This window comes from Aequorivita sp. KMM 9714, from assembly GCF_011065475.1.
In the GTDB taxonomy this organism is placed as follows: Bacteria; Bacteroidota; Bacteroidia; order Flavobacteriales; family Flavobacteriaceae; genus Aequorivita; species Aequorivita sinensis.
On the sequence record NZ_JAAGRO010000001.1, the window covers coordinates 579,919 to 602,625 of the forward strand.

Consider the following 22,707-nt stretch of genomic DNA (forward strand, 5'->3'; position numbering starts at 1 on the left):
TAATCCAATATAAAAAGGATAAATTCCAACATAGTGTTTAACTTTGAAATTAATAATTCAACTTCAGTATGTCTAAAAAAACTTTAAATGGTCGCGGAGCTCAGAAAAATATTCAAAATAGATTTTTCGAAAATAAGCACGAAATTTTAGATGAATATTTAAATTTCTGTGAGGTAGAAGGAGAGGAGGCCGATAGAAATAAATCTAACTATATTGAGGTATTCCCAAAGACGTTTGTTAACAAAGTAAATAGTCCCGATGTTGGAATGGAGTTTTCTGCAAACCCTTACCAAGGTTGCGAACACGGGTGTGTTTATTGCTATGCAAGGAATAGTCACGAATATTGGGGTTATGGTGCTGGGTTGGATTTTGAACGAAAAATTCTTTTTAAAAAAAATGCACCGCAACTCTTAGAAGAGAAAATAACTTCTAAGAATTGGGAAGGTGATACTATTGTTTTCTCTGGAAATACCGATTGTTATCAGCCTCTTGAACGCAAGCTCGAAATAACAAGAAAGTGTTTAGAGGTTATGTTGAAATGGAAACATCCTACAGGAATTATCACTAAAAATTCATTGATACTGCGTGATTTAGATATACTGAAGGAAATGGCAAAACTGAACATAGTTCAAGTTAATATTTCTATTACGTCGCTTTCCGAAGACACTAGAAGATTATTGGAACCTCGCACGGCCAGTATCAAACAACGGTTAAAAGCAGTTGAAGTTTTATCTGAAAATGGCATTCCAGTAAGGGTAATGATGGCGCCGATAATCCCTTCATTAAACAGTCACGAAATTCTACCACTAGTTAAGAAAGTAGCAGAACTTGGAGCGGTTGATGTGAATTATACTATTGTAAGATTGAACGGACAAATTGCTGAAATTTTTAAAGACTGGGCGTATAAAACCATCCCCGATAAAGCAGAACGACTGTTAAATCAAATAGCTGAATGTCACGGAGGAAGTCTAAACGACAGTAATTGGAGAAGACGTATGAAAGGAGAAGGGACTATTAGTGAGCAAATTAAAAACACTATGGCAATAGCTAAAAATCGATATCTAAAAGATAAATCAAAAAAGCCGTTAGATACATCTCATTTTTTAGAACTTAAAAATCCACAATTGAAGTTGTTTTAATTTTGTGTTCATCTTAATTTTAACAAATAAACGTTTTATTACAACACACTTTAATTGTTATTTTATAAACTGTGTAATCTGTAACATTATTACAAATATTTTCTGTTTGCTTTAGTATATTTACGACTTACTTTCAGCAAAAATGAAATTTTTCTGTTCTGCTATTTTAATAGTACTTTCAATATCAACTTCACTTTCTCAATCGGAAGGTGAATTTTCACATCTATCTTTCGATAGTATTAACGATACAATACAAAAATATTCATATACCGACGTAGATAGAACCATCACTGCTGCAAATGCTTATATTTTAAAAAGTCAACGAGAGAATGACTTAATAAATGAATGGGTTGGTCTAAACGCTATTGCCGTTTCCTATTACCATAATAGGATGTTTAAAGAGTCTAGCGAACAGTCTGAAAAAAATATGCATTTTGCCCAAAAACATAACTTGCGTGAACAAGAAATGGAGTCACTGGCCTATTTGTCGGATTTGCAATTGGTAGTTAGTGATATTTCAACACAATTGGAGTATTATGAAGACCTTCTTCAGTTGGCTGAAACGTATAAGAGTGATTTTTATAAACAGATAGCCTATAATAAAATTGCTTCCGTTCTTGATGTTAGTGGCGATATTAGAAAGGCAATAAATATTCGTAAAAAATCGCTTGATTTCTTTGAAAATAAAACGGTAGATTCAACTTTCACACAAAAATCTATAAACTCCAAAATAGCAATGATAAGTTTTTACTTATCAAATTCTTACCTCGAGATAGAAAAAGTAGATTCGGCAAAATTGTATGTCGATAAAATAAAACAATTTTCTGAAAAGGATTTAGATACATGCTATATGGCTTTTTCGTATGCTGCAGAAGCTGAGATTGCTTATACAGAAAAACGATTTAAAGAGGCTAAAAAACTCTATCATAAATATTTCGATGTTTGTCCAACCGAATACGATCTTATAAAAATAAATTATGCTTACCTTATAGGTAAAATTGAATTGGCAGAAGGTAATTATCACTTAGCAAGCGAAATTTTACAGAAGGGTTTGGATGATTATAATGTTACTTCTGTTGAAGAAGGCTTTATGAAAGATTATTATGAGAAACTTGCCGAAGCCTATAAACAAACAGGAAATTTTGAAAGAGCGAGTTTCTATTTTGAAAAATACCTTACTTCAAAAGAAAAACAGACTGAACTCAAGGACAGTGCTAAAAAATCACTATTAGAGAATGAAAGAGAAGCTTTTAGAAATGAAGTCAATTCACTAATAACCGAAAAAGAAAAAAAGCAATCCTACCTTAACTATTTAATGTTAAGCGCATCCCTTGTAATACTAATTCTACTTTTCGTTTTACTTCGCTTTTATAAAAACAAAAAGGCAAATGAGTTTAAATTCGAGCAATTACTGGCCAAAATTGAAGCTGCCAAGCAATCGGATGAAATTATAGATACGAAGGATGAGGATTTAGAAGAAAAAAACAGTAATGATGTACCCGAAGACATTAAGCAGCAAATTTTAGATGGTCTTAAAAAACTTGAAAAGCAGGAATATTTCTTAAAACAAGAATGTAGCTCCTATAATGTTGCCAAGAAAATAGGCACAAATACTTCTTATCTTTCTAAAGTCATCAATTCGCACTACGGAAAAAACTTCAATACATACATCAATGATCTTCGCATCAATTACGCTATACTTCGTCTTAAGAACGATGTAATTTTCAGGTCGTATTCTATTCAATCTATCGCTGAAGAAGTAGGTTATAAATCGGCAGATTCTTTTACTAAATACTTCAAAAAAGATACTGGATTAAACCCTTCTTTTTACATTAAAGAAATCAAGAATATCGCCTAAAAACCCGTTTCAACCCGAAATTTATAAATATAGGGTTGACGAATTCCGGCAACTTCAGAATAACTGAAATATACCGTAGCGCTAATATTTTAAGTGTCTCCCACGTTTTAAGTGCATCCCTATTTTCCTAAATCTCGGGATGCTTCTCTTTTATTATAGTGTTTTGTGTTGCAGCTTTGTTTTAGAAATCCACAACTAAAACTTCGTAATATGAACTCACAAAACCCTAAAATTGAAATCTCATCACAAGTAATAATGAAAACTAATGATAAATCAATTTCGATTGTGAAGCATTGGCAAGGTGACTATATCATTAAAAATAAATTATGATGAAGAACAAGACCGCAAGGCGAATTCAAATAATAAAATTTGCCATTGGCGTCATACTAGGCGTAACAATTTACCTTTCAATCAAACTAATATTTTAAACCAAACACTTATGACAACAATATTGAAGTTTTCAATCGCACTTACAATGCTATTTTTAATAGGAACTGTAAATGCGCAAAAATTAGACGGAGCATACAGCGGAACTCTCGAAGTTCAGGGAATGCAGATGGAGCTTATTTTCAACATTTCTCCTACAGATGATGGGCATAGTGCAACCCTGGATGTTCCTATGCAAGGAGCAAGCGGAATAGAACTTGATTCTGTAGTTTTGCAAGACGAAAATGTTACCATTACTTCCGCCAAAATGGGTCTGACCTATACTGGTGCAGTTTCTGGAGAAACTATTGAAGGAACTTTTGAACAAATGGGACAAAAATATCCACTAACCTTGAAGAAAACAGTAAAAACAAAACCAGGAAATACAGTGCTACCATCAACCGATGAGGAATTGGCGAAACTAGCGGCAAAGTCTAAAGGAAATTTTAAATATTCTGTTGAAGATTATTTTAAAACTCCTGAAGCTTATTCTTTTCAACTTTCACCAGACGGCAAGTTTATTAGCTACTTAAAAAGAAGAGAAACTGGAGAACGAGATTTGTATTTAAAAGAAACCGCTACCCAAAAAGAAACTTTACTTATTAAGCAAGATGAAGATGTAATTCGTGGCTATTTCTGGGCAAATAATAACAGAATTCTATACATGCAGGATAAAGGTGGAGATGAAAACCACCACGTTTATGGAGTGGATGTAACGGGAGAGAATAAAAGTGAATTAACACCTTTTGAAGGGGTAAAGGTAAATATTATTGAATCTTTAAAAGAAGATGAAGATCACGTGATTGTTCAGATGAATAAAGACAATCCACAGCAAGAGGAGCCTTACCGTCTTAATATTAATACAGGTGAAGTTACGAAGCTATATACCGTAAAAGCCGGTGATCCACCTGTAAGCTCTTACGATTTTGATAGAAAAGGAAACTTACGTGCCATCAATAGAATTGTAGATGGTATTAATATGGAATTACTTTATAAAATTGACGGAGAATTTAAACGTGTAAAGCTTACAGAGTTTGGAGATACATTTGGAATTATCTCATTTAACCCAGCTACTAAAAATCCTGATGATGCCTATGTTATCTCAAACCTAGATGGCGATAAAATTGAAATCCAACTTTACGACTTAAAAGCAAATAAGAAGCTTAAAACACTTTTCAGTAACGATACATTTGATGTTTCGGGAGTTTCACTTTCAAGAAAGAGAAACTATGAAATAGATTACTTCAGCTACACGGGGGAGAAAACTGTTGTTAAACCAGTGAGCGAAACCTATAAAAAGATATATGCTCGTTTAAAAAAGGAATTTGGAGAAAAGCAATTTTTCACCATAGGAAAAACAGATGATGAATCTCAATATATGATTGCTGTAACAAGTGATAAAATTGTAGGGGAGTACTATATTTATGATGTTGAAAAGGATACAGTAACATTATTATACAAGCTTTTACCACATCTTAAAGCTGAAGACATGGCTACTATGAAGCCAATTAAATTTCAAAGTCGCGATGGACTTACTTTATATGGCTATATCACTTTACCTGCAGATTATAAAAAAGGTCAAAAATTGCCATTAATAGTAAATCCTCACGGAGGACCACAGGGGGTTAGAGACTATTGGGGTTTCAATCCAGAAGCACAATTATTTGCAAGCAGGGGTTATGCTACTCTACACGTTAACTTTAGAGTTTCGGGTGGTTATGGAAAAGAATTCTTAAAAGCTGGTTTTGGTCAGATAGGACGTAAAGCAATGGACGATGTAGAAGACGGTGTAGATTACGCAATTGCTCAAGGCTGGGTAGATAAAGATCGCGTTGCAATTTACGGAGGAAGTCACGGTGGGTATGCAGTATTAAGAGGAATGACAAAAACTCCTGAAAAATATGCTTGTGGTGTAGATTATGTTGGAGTTAGTAACCTTCATACATTTATGGGCACTATCCCTCCATACTGGGAAAAATATCGTGAGTTATTATACAAAATCTGGTACAACCCAGAAATCCCAGAAGAAAAAGCAATTATGGATGAAATCTCTCCAGCATTGCACGTAGATAAAATTACTAAGCCACTATTTGTTGTTCAGGGAGCTAACGACCCAAGAGTAAACATCGATGAAGCCGACCAAATTGTTGAGAGTTTACGCAGTAAAGGTGTGGAAGTGCCTTACATGGTGAAATACGATGAGGGACATGGTTTTGCTAAAGAAGAGAACCGCTTGGATTTTTATAAGACGATGATGGGCTTTTTTGCTCAGCACTTGAAGTAGACATAAGACCGCTGCGCTATAAGACGTAGGACTTAAGACTAAAAAAAATCCTGAAACTATAAAACCTATTAGACGTCAAGTTTGATAGGTTTTTTCATTTCTTTGCGTTCTTCGCGCCTTTGCGGTAAATATTTCACCGCAGAGACACAGAGGACGCAGAGTTTTATTTTTCACCATTCCATTCTGCGTAGAATTGTTCCAGAAATGTTTCCATAAACACGTGTCTTTCTTCTGCGATTTTACGTCCGGTTTCGGTGTTCATTCTATCTTTTAGAAGCAAAAGTTTTTCGTAGAAATGGTTAATAGTGGGAGCGTTAGAAGCTTTGTATTCCGAAGGAGACATATTTAATTTTGGTGTGATTTCGGGGTCGTAAAGTTTTCTATTCTTGAAACCTCCGTAATTAAAAGCACGAGCGATTCCAATTGCTCCTAAGGCGTCTAATCTATCTGCATCTTGTACGACTTCGAGTTCTTGGGAAGTGAATTTCTGAGTTTTATTACCTCCGCTAAATGAAACATTTTCTATGATTTTCACCACGTGCTCGATGATTTCTTCGGCAACGTTTTGGGTTTTTAAAAATTCGCTCGCTCTTTTTGGCCCAACAGTATCATCTCCATTGTGAAATTTTGAGTCGGCTATATCGTGAAGCAAAGCTCCTAAGGCAACTACAATCTTATCAACTTTTTCGCCTTCGGAAATAAGCATTGAATTTTTGTAAACTCTTTCAATATGAAACCAATCGTGTCCGCCTTCTGCATCTTTCAATTCATCCTTAACAAATGCAATTGTATTGCGGATTATTTCTTCTACTGAAACGTCGTCGAAAATGGGTGTTGAAGTCATTATTTTTAAAATTAATTAAAGTGTAAACAATAGGTGGCAATCTTGGGAAAGCGGTTGTAGGTTTTCTTCGTATTCATCAGTTAAATACGATAATTTAAGTGCTTTTAAGTCTAATTTATAGGCTCGAGCAGCAGTGTGAGTCTAGTTTCTCTTCAAAAGCACTAGCTTTTATTTATGAATCTTTGACACCACAGTCTCTTCCACCTGATCGATTAGGGCCTCAACTTCATAATCCGAAATTTTTAAAGCTGGGTGGGCAATTAGTTCTAAACAAACCCCCATTTGAATTGGGAACATCCCGTTGCGCTGTAATTTCCAAGAATTATTGATGGTAACGGGAACAACATATCCTTCAGGGATTTTTTTGAAAAGCGTTTGCAATCCAGTTCTTCTAAATGGCTTTGGAACTCCGGTTTTACTTCGTGTTCCCTCAGGAAAAATAACCCCACTTCGATTGTGCTGTTGAAGATATTTTGAAAACTTAACCATTTCAACAATAGCTTGTCTTGGATTTTTTCTGTCAATTAAAATCGAGCCCCCATGACGCAAATTGTAGGAAATAGAAGGAATTCCTTTACCCAATTCTATTTTTGAAATAAACTTAGGGTGATGCTTTCGCAAGTACCAACTTATCGGCGAAATATCCCACATACTTTGATGATTGGAAACAATTATAATAGGAACGTTAACAGGAATATTATCACTTATCTCAACGTGAAATCTAGTTCCAACAGCGTGCAGACAACGCAGGATTGTCCAGTTAAAAATATCGACAGTTTTTTTATGTGCTGAGTATCCAAACCAATTAAAAGCAACCCATTGAATAGGGTGAAAAATCATTATTGTAATACCGAAAAGCAGGTAAAACAATACTGTAAAAGGATAACTAATAATTTTTAAAAGTGTTTTCATTGGTTGTCAAAAGTAAGAAAACCGCCTTAATTAAGACGGTTTTTGTATTCGCTTATTTTCAGTTCTCCTTTTTGAAAACTTTATTTTTTGGACTTCGACTTGTTCTTTAGTGTGTTTCGGTCTATATAAATATAATTATAAACGCTAACGATAATAATTAGTAGCCAAAAGCCTCTATAAAGCCAGTTATTTACTTCCTTCCCTAACAAATACGAAACACTAGGGTTTTCATACAAGTTGTAAGCTATTGCTCCCAAAGCTAAAATGCCTATAACTATGGTTAAGGGTTTGTTCAGCTTAATCACCGGCTGTATTTCTGTTTAGCAATATTCGTTATATGCATTTTTAAGGTTTTCAGCAATCATATCAGCTGGTCTCCCTTCAATGTGATGACGCTCTAACATATGTACTAATTCACCATTTTTGAATAACGCCATAGATGGTGAGCTAGGAGGGAAAGGAACCATTTGTGCTCTTGCAGCATCTACAGCTTCACGGTCAACTCCTGCAAATACAGTTACAAGGTTATCTGGTTTTTTATCGTTTTGAAGAGACATAGCAGCACCTGGACGAGCATTAGCAGCTGCACATCCGCAAACAGAGTTAACAACTACTAAAGTAGTTCCTTCTTTTTTAAGTGCTTCTTCAACGTCGTTTGCTGTATATAATTCGGAAAAACCTACTTTAGTTAGGTCCTCACGCATTGGTTTTACTAGTTCTGCTGGGTACATAATATTTCTTTTTTAAGTGTATTAAATTTTTGATGCAAAGATACTAATTCTTATCTAGAAAAATTCCAAATAACAAAATCCAAATCCCAAAAAATCCCAAATTGTAAGCTCGAAACTCCAAAGGTCTAGAAAATCTTAAATAGTGATATTTCGGAATTTTATACTTATTTGGATTTTGGGTTTTGAAGTTTGGTGGTTTTCCTTTATTTGAAATTTGAGTTTTGTTTTTTTAATTCAGTACTTTTGTCGCTTCAAAAAAACAAATTTCACGTTTATGCTTCGTTGGTTATTAGCCGTTTTAGGTTATTTTTTATACCGTTTTCCAGGTGCAATTGCAGGATTTTTTATTGGAAGTCTCTTGGATAACATAAGCGTAAGAGGTAAAACTTTTCAAACTTCTTTTGGATCTACACGTCAACAAGTTACGCCAGCCGATTTTGAGTTAAACTTACTTTCCTTAGCTTCATTAGTAATTAAGGCCGACGGGAAAGTGAGTCAGACAGAGTTAGACTTTGTAAGACAGTATTTTGTTCAAGCTTACGGGAAAGATCGGGCAAATGCCACTTTTAGAGTTTTTAACGAAGTAATTAAAAACAGAGAGATTTCTGCCCAAACTATCGGCACGCTTCTACGTCAACGGACGCGTTATGAAAGTAGATTGCAGATTCTTCATTTTTTGTTCAGTATTGCCAATGCAGACGGCACTGTTTCTACTGCTGAGGTAAATGAAATAAACAGAATTTCTGGTTTCTTGGGGGTTTTTGCTCGCGATTTTGAGAGTATTAAAGCAATGTTCTTTAAAAATCCAGATAGTGCTTATAAAATTCTTGAAATAGACCGAAATGCTACGCCGGCAGAAATTAAAGCTGCCTACCGCACCATGGTTAAAAAATACCATCCAGATAAACTCACGCATCTTGATGAAGCTCACCGCAGAGGTGGGGAAGAAAAGTTCAAAAAAGTTCAGGAGGCTTACGAGCAGATTCAAAAGGAAAGAGGATTGTAGCTTTTAATAAACTATAAAAAATTAAACCCCAAAGACAATTAGACTTTGGGGTTTAATTTTTCACTCTTTTCGATATTTCCTTCTAGTTTCGATTTTTTGCAATTGTCTTTCGATTATCAATCTAGCCAAGGTTTCACCAGGTGATTCGTTCTCAGCATTTTTAGCAAGTTCTGCAACTGCCTTTTCTTGGGCGATATCAATTCGATATAGAATAGAAATAAGTTTGTTATAATCGCCAACCAATAAATCGTTTAGATATTCAGCTAAATCTTTTTTTAGTTGTTCGTAATTTTGATTGTTTTGTGGTGCAGGTTGATCTGCTATAACTATTTCGTAGCTCCACAGCAAGGCTTTTAATTTATCATCTTCTTTTTTCAAAGTGTCTTAACTTTATAATACCAACTTTAATTTAATTTCAAAATAAAAACCCATATAGTCCTAAGTCATATGTCCTATAGCAAAGTGGTCTTAAGTCTTTTTCTCAGCATTTATCATAAACACTTTATATCACTTGAAATAACAAACTTTACTTTATTTACCTCCTTCAGTTCTTGTTTTAATAAAGTCGTATAAAAGGCGAACGCCAACTCCAGTTCCTCCCGAAGGATTTGAACCTTGTGCATCTTTTAAGAATGCAGGACCAGCGATGTCTAAGTGTATCCAATCGTAATCGGTAAAGTGTTCTAGAAATTTCCCAGCTGTACTAGCACCCCCTACTGGACCTCCAATATTTTTTAAATCGGCAACATCACTCTTAAGAAGTTCTTCAAATTCTTTCCAAAACGGTAGCTGAACGAGACGTTCGTAGGTGTTTTCTCCAGCTTGTTTTAACTCATCCATTTTCTCTTGCTTATTTCCAGCCATGGCTATTCCAAAAGGTCCAGTAATGGCCGCAGCCGCACCGGTTAAGGTCGCCATATCCACTACAAGTTCTGGCTTATATTGCTTGGCATAGGATAAAGCGTCTGCCAAAATAAGTCTACCTTCAGCATCTGTGTTTTGAATTTCTACCGTGGTGCCATCCATCATTGTGATAACATCATCCACTAAAAGCGCTTTTCCATCGATTTTATTATCAGTAGCAGGTACAAGTCCAATTACATAATATGGAAGTTCGTTTTTTGCTACAGCGGCCATAATTCCAACCACAGTTGCTGCTCCACCCATATCAGATTTCATAGTAGACATATGTCCTCCAGTTTTTAGGGAATATCCTCCAGTGTCGAAAGTCACACCTTTACCTACCAGAACAAGCGGTTGCTTATTGCTTGCATTCTTAGGTTTATAGGTCATAATGTTAAAAGTAGGAGGAACTTCCGAACCTTGGTTTACACCTAAAAGTCCGCCCATACCTAATTCCACTATTTTATCCTTTTGAAGAACTTCAACGTCAAAACCGTACTTTTTTCCTGCTTCAGCTATTCTTTCAGAAAACATAACCGAATCCAATTTATTTGGCGGCTCATTTACTAATGTTCGAGTTAATGCAACCCCGTTAATTAAATTCGTTACTTGAGTGAGAGAGGTTTCAGAAAATTCGTCACTTGAAACATAAACTTTCAATTCTTTGTTTTCTTTCTTCTTAAGGTAAGGGTTGAATTTATAACTCCCCATAAGTAGACCTTCCAAAAAGGCGTTTTTTGACTTATCTGTCAAATTGTCTAAGCCTCCCAGAATAGAAATTTCAGAATTTTCTTTTGCTAATGCTTTGTAAAGTGAAATTCCGAGTTTTCTGTTTTTTTCAGCATCGTCAGTGGTAGCAATCACCCAAAAGCTTTGTGAATCTTCAAATGTGGTAATAATTTCATCTTTTTCATTTTTGAAAACTGAAGTAATCTTTTTCGATAACGAAGAATTTAGATTGCGCTTCTCCAATTGCTTTTCTTCAGAAATGAAAACAACCTTTGCTGCGTCTTTAGGGGTATTATCAGTTGAATTATAAGAAATTAATTCAAGGTTTAAATAAGAATTTTTCAAGTCAATTAAGTTTTAAATTAAAAAATCAATATACACATTTTTGATGTTTTGGGTAGTGAATAGTGTGAGTATTTTGAAGGTGTATTTATAGTTTAATAGAAGATAGAAGCATAATTAAATTTTATTTTTTAGGTTAGGCTAAAAATATTTTTTAAACTAAAAAAATTATATCTTTGCGTAAACTTAATTTTGTTATGACTTTTGCAGAAGAAAACTATTTAAAGGCGATTTTTCACCTAGAATTGGAAAGCCAAGGAGAGATTAGCACCAATGCTATTGCAGAAAGAATGGAAACTAAGCCATCGTCAGTTACCGATATGGTTCAAAAACTGGCTGAAAAGAAAATGCTTGTTTACAAAAGATACAAGGGGGCTCAGTTAACTGAAAAAGGAAGAAAAATTGCTGCGGATGTAATTAGAAAGCATCGACTTTGGGAGGTTTTTTTAGTTGAAAAGCTCAATTTTCATTGGGATGAAGTCCACGACATTGCTGAACAATTAGAACACATTAAAAGTGAGGAATTGATCAACCGCTTAGACGATTTTTTAGGCAATCCAGACTTCGATCCTCACGGGGACCCTATTCCAAATGAGCAAGGGGTAATGAAGCGAACAGAAAAAAAGTTGCTTTCAGAACTAAAGAAAAACCAAATAGGTATTTGTGTTGGTGTTAAAGAAAGCTCAGGGGAGTTTTTGCAATATTTAGATAAAAAAAATATCAGTATAGGCACCAGAATTACGGTAATGGGAAAAGAATTTTTTGATGGCTCAATGGTTATTGAGGTTCAAAATGAAAACTTCTTTATATCAAAAACTATTGCCGATAACCTTTACGTACAGACAAATTAAGGTTTGTTCACTTTATAAAATAGCTCAATAAATATTAAAAATAATGAAGAAGATTTTAATAATTGGCTTAGCGATAATGCTTTTTGGATGCAAAAATGCTTCCGAAGATAATGGCAAAATTAGAGTGGTTACCACTACTACGATGCTAACCGATTTAGTGAAGAATATTGGTGGAGATGAAATTCAAGTAGAAGGGTTAATGGGAGCTGGAGTAGATCCGCATTTATATAAAGCAAGTGAAGGCGATGTTTCAAAACTCTACAATGCCGAGATAATATTTTACAGTGGTTTGCATTTGGAAGGAAAACTAGTAGATGTATTTGAGCGAATGGAAGCTAGTGGTAAAAAAACCATTGGGTTAGGGGAGTTCCTTAAAAAAGACGAATTGATTTCTTCCAAATTATTTGCTTCAAATTACGATCCTCACGTTTGGTTTAATATTCAGTTTTTTAAGCAGTTTGCGAATAAAGTAACTGAAGAATTATCCGAAGCGCATCCAGAAAAATCAGATTATTTCAGTGAAAATAATCGAGTTTATCAAGAAAAACTCGATGCGTTAGAAATTGAAGTCGAAGACAAGATTGAAACGCTTCCGAAGGAGAAAAGAATATTAGTGACGGCTCACGACGCTTTTAATTACTTCGGAAATAAATACGGCTTTGAAGTGGTAGGTCTTCAAGGACTTTCTACAGCTACAGAAGCTGGAGTGCAAGATGTTCAGAGACTTTCAGATTTTATTATCAACAATAAAGTTAAAGCGATTTTCATAGAAAGTTCTGTTCCGCGTCGTACTATTGAAGCCCTTCGTGAAGCCGTTCTTTCAAAAAATCACGATGTAACTATTGGAGGATCTTTGTATAGTGATGCTCTTGGAAATCCAGGGACCGAAGAAGGAACATATATTGGAATGTTTAAGTACAATGTGAATACAATAGTGGAAGCGCTGCGATAGTTTTGAAATCGAAATCGAAAACGAAATCAATGAAAATGAATTCTTTAAGTAAAGAAGGGTAGTTCAAGACTTCGTCGCGGGCCTTCTTGCGATGTTCTGATCTTGCCGAAGAATTGGCCTAAATATTTAAATAATATGAATGAAAAATTAGCGATAAGTGTTGACGACCTCACGGTTGCTTACAACTACAAGCCTGTACTATGGGATATAGATTTGGAGGTGCCCGAAGGTGTGCTAATGGCTATAGTTGGCCCAAATGGTGCGGGAAAATCCACTTTAATTAAATCTATTTTAGGGATAATAAAGCCCATAGCAGGGAGTATTTCAATTTTTGGAAAACCTTACGAAAAGCAACGTAAGCTTGTAGCCTACGTGCCTCAAAAAGGAAGTGTAGATTGGGATTTTCCTACTACAGCCTTAGATGTGGTGCTAATGGGTACATATGGCAGTTTAGGTTGGATAAAACGCCCTGGGCAAAAAGAAAAGAAAGCTGCTCTTGAAGCCTTGGAAAAGGTAGGAATGCTTTCATTTAAAAATAGGCAAATCAGTCAGTTAAGTGGGGGGCAACAACAGCGAATATTCTTGGCGAGAGCTTTAGTTCAAAACGCTTCTATATACTTTATGGACGAACCTTTTCAAGGCGTGGATGCCACAACCGAAATTGCTATAATCAATATCTTAAAAGAATTGCGAAAGGCAGGTAAAACTCTCGTTGTAGTTCATCACGATTTACAGACCGTTCCAGAATATTTTAATTGGGTAACCTTTTTAAACGTGAAGAAAATTGCAACAGGCCCCGTGAAAGATATTTTTAATGATGATAACCTTACAAAAACCTACGGGATTAATTATAAGGTGGCGGTTAATAAATAGAAGTTAGTTGTTAGAGAGTAGTCGGTAGTGGATAGTATGCTATTGTCTATAATTAACGATGAAAAGAAAGAGATTAAAGGGAAGTCTAAAAGTTTAAGTTTAAAGAATTGACAGTGTCTATAATATAACTACAAACCATGCTTGAATATTTTAATCTACTCTGGACCGATTATACCCTGCGAACTATTACGTTGGGGACTGCGGTGTTGGGGGCTATTTGCGGGATGTTAGGGAGTTTTGCAGTGCTTCGAAAGCAAAGTTTGTTAGGAGATGCAATTTCGCACGCAGCTTTACCAGGAATCGCAATTGCTTTTTTAATTACTGGTTCAAAGGACACTTATATTTTATTATTGGGAGCATTAATTTGTGGGTTGATTGGAACTTTCTGGATACGAGGAATCACAACAAAAACCCACCTAAAGAGTGATACTGCACTTGGTTTGGTGCTGTCGTTATTCTTTGGTTTTGGAATGTTGTTGCTTACCTATATTCAAAAACAACCTAATGCCAATCAAGCAGGATTAGATAAATATTTATTTGGACAAGCAGCTACACTAGTTGAAAGTGATGTGTTCATAATGATTGGTGTTACAGGAGTGTGTTTAATAATACTTCTGCTTTTCTGGAAAGAATTTAAAATGATGCTTTTTGATATGGATTACACTAAAACCTTGGGGTTTAATGTGCGATTTATCGATTCACTTATTACATTTTTCATTGTTTTGGCTATTGTTCTCGGACTTCAAACAGTGGGAGTGGTATTGATGAGCGCAATGCTATTGGCGCCTGCTGCCGCTGCTAGACAATGGACAAATAGTCTAGGCACTATGGTAATACTAGCAGCTATAATTGGAGCTTTAGCAGGAATATTCGGAACTGCAATTAGCGCAACTCAAAACAACTTATCCACAGGGCCAGTAATTGTATTAGTAGCCGCAGTATTCGTGTTGTTTTCATTTATTTTCTCTCCAGGTAGAGGAATTCTATTTAGAGAAATCCGATTTAGACAAAACAGAAATGACTTACAATTGAAGAAAACACTTCAGTTTATGTACGATATTGCAAAAACGCATCAAAATATTTCACATCCACACGCCATTCGTATTTTGAATAATTTCCAAGGATTTTCTAAAAATTCCCTTCGTAAAATGGAAGAAAAAGAATGGATAACATTAAAAGGCCAAGAGTGGTCTTTGACCAATATTGGATTTGAAGAAGCTAAAAACTTGTATAACCAACAATTAAAAGATGAGTAATCCACAGCTGGAAATACAACTAATCGCAGCTATTGTCGCAGTTGCATGTGCTATACCTGGAGTTTTTCTAGTTCTTAGGAAAATGGCTTTAATAAGCGATGCTATTAGTCACTCAATTTTACCTGGAATTGTAATTGGATTTTTCATTACTCAAGATTTAAACTCGCCTTTACTTATATTATTCGCTGCGCTTACAGGAGTCATAACTGTGATACTTGTTGAGGTGATTCAGAAAACGGGCTTAGTAAAGGAAGATACGGCCATAGGTTTAGTTTTTCCTACAATGTTTAGTATTGGGGTTATTTTAATCGCCAAGAACGCCAACGATATACACTTAGATGTAGATGCTGTTCTATTAGGAGAACTTGCCTTTGCGCCCTTCGATAGGATGTTGATTTCAGGAATGGATATGGGGCCAAAATCACTTTGGGTGATGGGCGGAGTTTTACTAGTTTCTATAACACTTCTAATTCTGTTTTTTAAAGAATTAAAAGTGAGTACTTTTGATGTTGGTTTATCTTCAGCCTTAGGGTTTTCACCAGTAGTTTTACACTATGGACTTATGTCTGTTTCTTCAGTAACCATAGTTGGTGCCTTTGATGCAGTAGGAGCTCTTTTGGTAGTAGCCTTAATGATTGCACCTGCAGCAACTGCCTATTTACTTACCAACGATTTAAAAAGAATGTTGATTTTGTCTGTTGTGTTTGGAGTGTTTTCTGCAATAGCTGGATATTGGTTGGCACATTTATTGGATGCTTCTATATCGGGTTCTATGACAACTGTTTTAGGAATTGTTTTCCTACTTGTTTATTTATTCGCACCTAAAAAAGGTTTGATTTCAGTTTTATACAGACAAAAACAACAGCGAACAGAAGTTTCGTTAATTACTTTTTTACTGCATTTGAATAATCATACAGAAAAGAGCGAACGTCATATAAATCACTTGCAAGAGCACATAAATTGGCAAAAAGTTAGATCGAAATCTGTGGTGGACCTGGCGTTAAAAAACAATATGATCACCATTGACAACAACATTGTTTCCCTTACTAAAAAAGGAAAGGAGTTTACTGGCAAAGCCCTAGATTATATCCTTACTAACAGAGACGATAAAATTGAAAACATAAAGGATGATTTCTTTTTATTCAGAGGGTAAGTATCAGGCCTGTGCAAGTGTTTACAATGTGTTATGAAAGAAAATAAAAAGCAAAACAAACAATTGTATTTATCTGATTAACTAAAAAAACAAGAAGTAGACTAATTTTAATTATCTTTAAAAATTATAAAATTCACAACTATGAAAAACTCATTATTTGCTATATTAATTCTTATTTCAAGTCTTTCATTTGGACAAGATTCACCTAAAACCCCAAAAATAGGAGTGAAGGTGCCAGAAGGTGAAACGGTAGTTTTAAAAGGTGTTTCAGTAAAATTTCTAGAAGTGATCGAAGATTCTCGTTGTCCTGAAGGAGTGAACTGTATTTGGGCAGGAAGAGCTATTGTAAAAGCTGAAGTAACTTCAAATGGGAAAACCGAAGAAGTAACCTTGATTTTTGGTGAAACAAGACCTGGAGAAGAAAAGAACACAAATCTTTTTACTTCTAAAGAATTTGTAATAAATGGTTTAACCTTAAATCCTTATCCTTCTGTTGAAAGTACTGGAAAAGATTCTGGTTATGTATTGTTGATTTGTGAGGAAAAAAATAGCTAATTAGTGGCACCCACAATCCTTCTTGCCACACTTAGTTTTTCCACCATCTAAGGTGTTGCTAGAGTTTTGGCGAGATTCAAAAATAGGGTTCCAGACAAACTTTTTAAGCAAAAAGCCTGCTGCTAAAGAAAAGGTGATTAAAACTAAGATTGTTTGCATAGTACAAAGATAGGGAAAAGCCTATAAGTATCATAGGCAGCACTTGTTCAATAAAAATTAATGAAAACTGCATTTGCTGCAGTCTGAATGATCTCCAATTTTATTTTTTGAAGTTTTACTTGTTTTAAAAGGATTCCAAATAAATGTTGTAATTAAAAATCCAACTGCAAGTAAAAATGCTATTATTACTAGTATTGTTTGCATAGTGTAATGATTTTAAAATTTGCACCTTCCCCTTTTTTAGGGGAAGGAGGATTTCAAATAGTTTTATACTATTTGAAAGACGGAAGGGGCCTACTTCAAGAACTGATAAGCTGCCAAAGACACTACATAAGCAATAACCGACATAACAACTAATTGCCACATAGGCCATTTCCAACTGTTGGTTTCTTTTTTTACAATGGCAAGTGTACTCATACATTGCATTGCAAAAGCATAAAATAAAAGCAACGAAATTCCACTAGCAAAATTAAATAACGGACCGCCCAAAACTGGGTTTACTTCAGCTGCCATTCTGCTTTTTATGGTCTGTTCGTCATCACTGCCTACGCTGTAAATGGTGGCTAAGGTTCCTACAAATACTTCTCTTGCAGCAAATGAGCTCACTAAGGCAATCCCTATTTTCCAATCGTAGCCTAAAGGCCTTACGGCTGGTTCTATAAAATGTCCTACGTGACCGATATAGGAGTGCTCAAGTTTGAAAGAATTTATATGCATTTCTAAATCATCATCCGATAGATTTTGAGAAGCGTATTCACTTTTTACAATTTCTTCTGCATCGTTAAAATCTCCTGGGCCATATGAGGCTAAAACCCAAAGAATAATGGAGATAGCCAAAATAATTTTACCAGCTCCAAAAACAAAAGCTTTGGTTTTTTCAATTACTGTGATTACTACATTTTTCGCTAATGGCACTTTATAGTTAGGCATTTCTACTACAAAGAAACTCTTGCTTCTAACTTTCAGAATTTTATCTAGGATATAGGCCGATAAAATCGCCGCGCCAAACCCTAAAATATACATAAACATTAAGGTTAGACCTTGTAAGCTGAAAATACCGAGAACCCTTGTATCGGGAATCACCAAAGAGATGATTATTAAATAAACAGGAAGTCGGGCTGAACAAGTTGTAAAAGGCGTAACTAAAATAGTGATTAGTCGTTCCTTCCAATTTTCAATATTTCGCGTGGCCATTATTGCTGGAATAGCACAAGCAGTCCCAGCTACTAAGGGTACCACACTTTTCCCGCTAAGACCAAAACGTCGCATAAGTTTGTCCATAAGAAAAACCACACGACTCATATATCCTGTTTCTTCTAAAATTGAAATAAACAGAAATAGAAAGGCTATCTGTGGGATAAATATTACAATTCCTCCTAAGCCAGGGATAATTCCTTCTGCAATTAAACTTGAGAAATCGCCCGGAGGTAATGTGTTTTTTGCCCACTCACTTAACGAGGCAAACGAACTGTCTATAAAGTCCATTGGGTATGCACTCCAATCAAAAATTGCTTGAAAAATGAGCAGAAGAATTCCGAAGAAAATAACATATCCCCAAACTTTATGGGTTAAAACTCGGTCTAATCTACTTCTTAAATCCTTCGCTTTGGCAGTGTCTATATGTAGCGTTTCTTTTAAAGTTTCATTAATAAACTTATACCGCGCGATAGTTTCTTTTTGCTGAAGGCGTTTAAGATTACTTGTTGATTCTGTTTTAAAGGAGGCTACCCCTTGCAATTCGTTTCGGTCTAATTTTCCAAAGTTTACATCTTGTGTAATTACAAGCCACAGTTTGTAAAGGTCCTGGTTAGGAAAAGCCTTTTGCAATCTATCGAAATACTCAGGGGCAATATTAGATGCATTCAAGCAAGGTTTAGTAGGAAGCTGATTGTAGTTTTCAATCAGTTCTTTTAAGTAATCAAATCCAAGGTTTTTTCTTGAACTGATAAGTGCAATTTTAGTGTTTAATTTCTTCTCAAGTAAGGGAACATCAAGCGTAATTGCTTTACGTTTCATCCTATCCGACATATTAATGGCTAGAATCGTAGGGATTCCTAAGTCTTTAATCTGGGTAAAAAGTAAAAGATTTCGCTTCAGGTTTTCAACATCGGCAACTACCACAGCTACATCAGGGAAATCTTTATCATTTTTGTTTAGAAGAAGTTCAATAACAACATTTTCATCTAAAGAAGAAGCGTTTAAGCTGTAAGTTCCAGGCAAATCTAGAATATGAACTTTACAGTTACGTCCAAATTTGCACGTACCTTCTTTCTTTTCAACAGTAATTCCAGGGTAGTTTCCCACTTTTTGGTTCATCCCAGTCAACCTATTAAAAACAGAGGTTTTTCCAGTATTGGGGTTTCCAATAAGTGCTACGTTAATTTGTTTTGCCATATTTCAGCTCCATTAACTTGGTGCGAATGCAGTTTTGATGTTAAATCAGTTCAATCTCAATTTTAGAAGCCATTTCTAAACGGATAGCTAAATGACTTCCGTTTATGTTTAGATACAATGGATCTCTAAAAGGAGCAATTTGAACCAAAGTGACTTCATTGCCAGGAAGACAGCCCATTTCTAATAGCTTCAACGGAACTACATCAACAGAAAATTCTTTGATAATTCCGCGTTGTCCTTTCTTTAAAGATGCGATTGTTAGCACTTCTATTTATTTAGATTGAATTTAAACAAGGCAAAAGTAAGTTTTTTAATTCAGAATTCAGAACTCAAGAATCAGAAAAATTTGACCTCTTTTTTAAGATTTCTATCCTGCATTGTATTCACTTGTACCCAGAAAGGAAAAGCTTATAGATTATTCAATTGAAAAGCTACAATACTATTTTTCAGAATCTTCCTTTTTTAGAACTTCGATATCGTGAAGAAGTGTTTCGATCGCTTCAGGATCTGTACCGTCATAAAACCCACGGATGCGTTTCTTTTTATCAACGAGTACGAAGTTTTCGGTGTGAATTAAATCGTACTCCTCATAAGGAACGTCTTTTGCAGCGAGGTATGATTTTCTAGCGAGGTCGTAAATTTCTTTTTTATCCCCTGTAACCAAATTCCACTTAGCATCATTAACCCCTTTTTCAACGGCATATTTTTTAAGTTGAGGTACGCTATCTATTTCAGGAGTAACGGTGTGAGATAGTAGTAAAATTTCATCATCGTCTTTTAATTCCTCTTGAATTTTTACCATATGGTCTGTCATAATTGGGCAGATGGTTTGGCACGTAGTAAAAAAGAAATCGGCCACATAAATCTTATCGGCATAATCGTCTTGTGTTACCGTTTTCCCATTTTGGTTTAGAAGGCTAAAATCGGCTATAGTGTGATATTTTTTTACGTATTGCATTGTCGTGTCTACTAATTCTGCTGTTACATCGGCAGGTTGATAAACGCGTAGCACTTCTTTCGGTTTCATTACAGAATATATAATGGTAATTATGATAATTGAAATGATAAGAAAAACAATTCCAAAGAATTTATACTTCTTAAAAAAAGTAAGCATATCGTAAGATTTTAGACTGATGATTTATATTAAACCGCAAAAATAAGCCCTAAAACTATCAAAATGAATACATTTAACACCTTAATTTAGCGGTATTCAGTCACCACTTTTAATATCACAGAAATGAAACATTTAGTTCTTCTATTTTTCTTATTTATATCCTTCATTGCATTATCACAAAATCATTACTTGGACGAAATTAGTGAAGCTGAAGCAAAATCGGCAAGTGGTCATTTTGCTCCACAACGCAATATGAATACAGGCAATTACGATTTAAAATACGCGCGCTTAGAATTGAATGTAAATCCCACTCAAGCTTATATTAGTGGAAAAGTAACTTCACATTTTGAAGCAAAAGAAAATATGAGTTCTATTGTTTTTGAATTGGTCGATAATATGACCGTTTCAGAAGTAAAACAAAGAGGAGTTTCGCTTTCATTCACCCAAAACAGTAATGATGAGGTTGTAATTACACTACCGCAGATTCAAAATCAAGGTGTTTTAGACTCACTGTCTATAAGTTATTCCGGTAACCCGATAAGTTCTGGCTTTGGATCTTTTGAGATAGCAACTCATCAAGGCGATCCTGTTTTATGGACTTTATCTGAACCTTTTGGAGCGAAAGCTTGGTGGCCTTGTAAGCAAGATTTAATAGACAAAATAGATTTGCTTGATGTATATCTCACAACACCACGATATAATCCCTCAAATGAGGAATATATTGCTGTTTCCAATGGTTTAGAAATAAATCAGACGGTAAATGGAAATAATAAAACCACTCATTTTCGTCATCAATATCCAATTCCAGCATATTTAGTTGCCATTGCAGTAACCAACTACTCGGTGTATTCGCATACTGTTGCTAACAATGGAAATCCATTTGAAATAATAAATTATGTTTATCCAGAAGATTTAAGTTTTGTGCAAACCCAAACTCCTGTAACGGTTGATATCATGAATCTTTTTGCCGACAAGTTTGAGCCGTATCCATATGCTGAAGAAAAATATGGTCACGCTCAATTTGGTTGGGGCGGAGGTATGGAACATACCACTGTTTCTTTTATGGGTGGGTTTTCTCGTGGATTGATAGCTCACGAACTAGGGCATCAATGGTTTGGAAATAAAGTTACTTGTGGAAGCTGGCAGGATATCTGGTTAAATGAAGGTTTTGCTACATACATGTCGGGAATGGTTGTAGAAAGTCTTGACGGCTCTGGTGCTTTTAATAGTTGGAAACAAAACGAAACCTCCTACATTACCGATGCTCCAAATGGGTCGGTTTACATTCCTGCCCAAGACACTACTACTGTGAGTCGTATTTTTAACAGCAGGCTTTCTTATAGTAAGGGGGCAATGGTAATTCATATGCTTCGGAAAAAATTAGGAGATGCAGTGTTTTTTCAAGGCTTACAAGATTATTTATCAGATCCATTACTTTCTTATGGATACGCAAAAACGCCTGATTTAATTAGAAACTTAGAAAATGCTAGCGGTGAAAACCTTTCCGAATTTTTTAATGATTGGGTTTATGGCGAAGGGTATCCAAGTTTTAATATCAGTTGGAATCAAACAACTACAGGTAGTATTAATGTGAGGATAAATCAGTCGCAAAGTCATTCCTCAGTCTCTTATTTTGAAGTACCTGTGCCTTTGCGATTGACAGGGTCGCAAGGTGAAACATTAGACATCGTTCTTGATAATACTTTTAATGGGCAAAACTTTCAGCCGGCTGTAAATTTTACCGTTCAAAACGTTCAATTTGATCCTGAAAATGATATTATCTCAAGAAATGATCAAGTAATTTTAGGGGTTAATGAATTCACTTTAGAAAATCAAATTGTATTGTATCCAAATCCCTCATCAAGCGATATCAAATTGAGCAAATCTGAATCATTAAATGTTTCTCAAGTTAGAATATTTAATGCCTTAGGCCAATTGCTTTATGCTGAAGCTTTTTCAGAAAGTATCAATGTTTCAGACTTATCAAGTGGAATTTTATTTTTTCAGATAGAAACATCCGAAGGAGTTATCAATAAAACTATAGTGAAAGAGTAGTTTGTTTCTTTCAAAAACGATTGAAGTTATACAGTTATATTTCATTAATTAATAAGAAGTAACACAACCGCTTATTTTTTTTGCAAGTTCTAAAAGATTACTTTTGTGCGATTTTTCAGTAGAGCCATATACAATTTGCTTTACAAAATTGAAGTATTGGTTCGATTTTTG

Annotated in this window: 20 protein-coding genes; 11 read left to right on the plus strand and 9 right to left on the minus strand. The window is 35.0% G+C overall.

Annotation, left to right across the window (positions count from 1 at the left end; all coding sequences use genetic code 11):
* Positions 1 to 68 precede the first annotated feature (68 nt).
* The 3 genes from G3A46_RS02600 (at position 69) to G3A46_RS02610 (ending at position 5,707) form a co-directional block, all read left to right on the plus strand.
* On the plus strand, positions 69 to 1,139 hold the full coding sequence (locus tag G3A46_RS02600; RefSeq protein ID WP_165145845.1) for a PA0069 family radical SAM protein: 1,071 nt from the start codon (positions 69 to 71) through the stop codon (positions 1,137 to 1,139).
* A 142-nt stretch (positions 1,140 to 1,281) separates the two neighbouring features.
* Entirely contained in the window at positions 1,282 to 2,997 is a 1,716-nt protein-coding gene (locus tag G3A46_RS02605; RefSeq protein WP_165145848.1) for a helix-turn-helix domain-containing protein, read from the plus strand.
* A gap of 439 nt (positions 2,998 to 3,436) precedes the next feature.
* Positions 3,437 to 5,707, plus strand: a complete 2,271-nt coding sequence (locus tag G3A46_RS02610) for a S9 family peptidase (protein ID WP_165145850.1) — start codon at positions 3,437 to 3,439, stop codon at positions 5,705 to 5,707.
* Between the two features lie 163 nt (positions 5,708 to 5,870).
* Here the strand turns inward: G3A46_RS02610 and G3A46_RS02615 are convergent, their stop codons facing one another.
* The 3 genes from G3A46_RS02615 to G3A46_RS02625 all read right to left on the minus strand — a co-directional run bounded on the left by G3A46_RS02615 (position 5,871) and on the right by G3A46_RS02625 (position 8,194).
* Positions 5,871 to 6,551, minus strand: coding sequence for an HD domain-containing protein (locus G3A46_RS02615; protein WP_165145852.1), 681 nt, complete (start codon positions 6,549 to 6,551; stop codon positions 5,871 to 5,873).
* Positions 6,552 to 6,719: 168 nt separating this feature from the next.
* Positions 6,720 to 7,463 (minus strand): lysophospholipid acyltransferase family protein, encoded by a 744-nt coding sequence (locus G3A46_RS02620; RefSeq protein WP_165145854.1) that lies wholly within the window; start codon positions 7,461 to 7,463, stop codon positions 6,720 to 6,722.
* A 320-nt stretch (positions 7,464 to 7,783) separates the two neighbouring features.
* Entirely contained in the window at positions 7,784 to 8,194 is a 411-nt protein-coding gene (locus G3A46_RS02625) for a BrxA/BrxB family bacilliredoxin (RefSeq protein ID WP_139854360.1), read from the minus strand.
* A 274-nt stretch (positions 8,195 to 8,468) separates the two neighbouring features.
* On the opposite strand from G3A46_RS02625, the gene G3A46_RS02630 reads away from it, so the two are divergent.
* On the plus strand, positions 8,469 to 9,200 hold the full coding sequence (locus tag G3A46_RS02630; protein WP_165145856.1) for a TerB family tellurite resistance protein: 732 nt from the start codon (positions 8,469 to 8,471) through the stop codon (positions 9,198 to 9,200).
* A 60-nt stretch (positions 9,201 to 9,260) separates the two neighbouring features.
* Here the strand turns inward: G3A46_RS02630 and G3A46_RS02635 are convergent, their stop codons facing one another.
* Together G3A46_RS02635 and G3A46_RS02640 are read right to left on the minus strand one after the other, a co-directional pair.
* The gene (locus G3A46_RS02635; RefSeq protein WP_165145858.1) at positions 9,261 to 9,578 is read right to left on the minus strand and encodes a hypothetical protein; all 318 of its coding nucleotides are present in this window, start codon (positions 9,576 to 9,578) and stop codon (positions 9,261 to 9,263) included.
* Positions 9,579 to 9,731: 153 nt separating this feature from the next.
* Complete coding sequence (locus G3A46_RS02640) at positions 9,732 to 11,177, minus strand: leucyl aminopeptidase (RefSeq protein ID WP_165145860.1); 1,446 nt, start codon at positions 11,175 to 11,177, stop codon at positions 9,732 to 9,734.
* A 194-nt stretch (positions 11,178 to 11,371) separates the two neighbouring features.
* On the opposite strand from G3A46_RS02640, the gene G3A46_RS02645 reads away from it, so the two are divergent.
* From G3A46_RS02645 to G3A46_RS02670, 6 genes are all read left to right on the plus strand, one after another.
* On the plus strand, positions 11,372 to 12,025 hold the full coding sequence (locus G3A46_RS02645; protein ID WP_165145862.1) for a metal-dependent transcriptional regulator: 654 nt from the start codon (positions 11,372 to 11,374) through the stop codon (positions 12,023 to 12,025).
* A gap of 43 nt (positions 12,026 to 12,068) precedes the next feature.
* Positions 12,069 to 12,977 carry a zinc ABC transporter substrate-binding protein gene (locus G3A46_RS02650; protein ID WP_165145864.1) on the plus strand — a complete coding sequence of 303 codons (909 nt, stop codon included), beginning with the start codon at positions 12,069 to 12,071 and terminating at the stop codon, positions 12,975 to 12,977.
* Positions 12,978 to 13,112: 135 nt separating this feature from the next.
* Positions 13,113 to 13,850: a metal ABC transporter ATP-binding protein gene (locus G3A46_RS02655; RefSeq protein WP_165145867.1), complete on the plus strand. Its 738-nt coding sequence runs from the start codon at positions 13,113 to 13,115 to the stop codon at positions 13,848 to 13,850.
* A 137-nt stretch (positions 13,851 to 13,987) separates the two neighbouring features.
* Positions 13,988 to 15,106: a metal ABC transporter permease gene (locus tag G3A46_RS02660; protein WP_165145870.1), complete on the plus strand. Its 1,119-nt coding sequence runs from the start codon at positions 13,988 to 13,990 to the stop codon at positions 15,104 to 15,106.
* Positions 15,099 to 16,259: a metal ABC transporter permease gene (locus G3A46_RS02665; RefSeq protein WP_165145873.1), complete on the plus strand. Its 1,161-nt coding sequence runs from the start codon at positions 15,099 to 15,101 to the stop codon at positions 16,257 to 16,259. Before G3A46_RS02660 ends, G3A46_RS02665 begins: the two co-directional genes overlap by 8 nt.
* Positions 16,260 to 16,400: 141 nt before the next feature.
* Complete coding sequence (locus tag G3A46_RS02670) at positions 16,401 to 16,814, plus strand: hypothetical protein (RefSeq protein ID WP_165145876.1); 414 nt, start codon at positions 16,401 to 16,403, stop codon at positions 16,812 to 16,814.
* A gap of 216 nt (positions 16,815 to 17,030) precedes the next feature.
* Here G3A46_RS02670 and G3A46_RS02675 read toward each other — a convergent pair whose 3' ends face one another.
* The 4 genes from G3A46_RS02675 to G3A46_RS02690 all read right to left on the minus strand — a co-directional run bounded on the left by G3A46_RS02675 (position 17,031) and on the right by G3A46_RS02690 (position 20,481).
* Positions 17,031 to 17,177, minus strand: coding sequence for a hypothetical protein (locus G3A46_RS02675; protein WP_158319109.1), 147 nt, complete (start codon positions 17,175 to 17,177; stop codon positions 17,031 to 17,033).
* Positions 17,178 to 17,267: 90 nt separating this feature from the next.
* On the minus strand, positions 17,268 to 19,367 hold the full coding sequence (gene feoB, locus G3A46_RS02680) for a ferrous iron transport protein B (RefSeq protein WP_165145879.1): 2,100 nt from the start codon (positions 19,365 to 19,367) through the stop codon (positions 17,268 to 17,270).
* Between the two features lie 40 nt (positions 19,368 to 19,407).
* Complete coding sequence (locus G3A46_RS02685; RefSeq protein WP_165145882.1) at positions 19,408 to 19,632, minus strand: FeoA family protein; 225 nt, start codon at positions 19,630 to 19,632, stop codon at positions 19,408 to 19,410.
* 174 nt (positions 19,633 to 19,806) lie between these two features.
* Complete coding sequence (locus G3A46_RS02690; protein ID WP_165145885.1) at positions 19,807 to 20,481, minus strand: SCO family protein; 675 nt, start codon at positions 20,479 to 20,481, stop codon at positions 19,807 to 19,809.
* A gap of 123 nt (positions 20,482 to 20,604) precedes the next feature.
* Here G3A46_RS02690 and G3A46_RS02695 point away from each other — a divergent pair, with 123 nt between their 5' ends.
* Entirely contained in the window at positions 20,605 to 22,536 is a 1,932-nt protein-coding gene (locus tag G3A46_RS02695) for a M1 family aminopeptidase (RefSeq protein WP_165145888.1), read from the plus strand.
* Positions 22,537 to 22,707 lie beyond the last annotated feature (171 nt).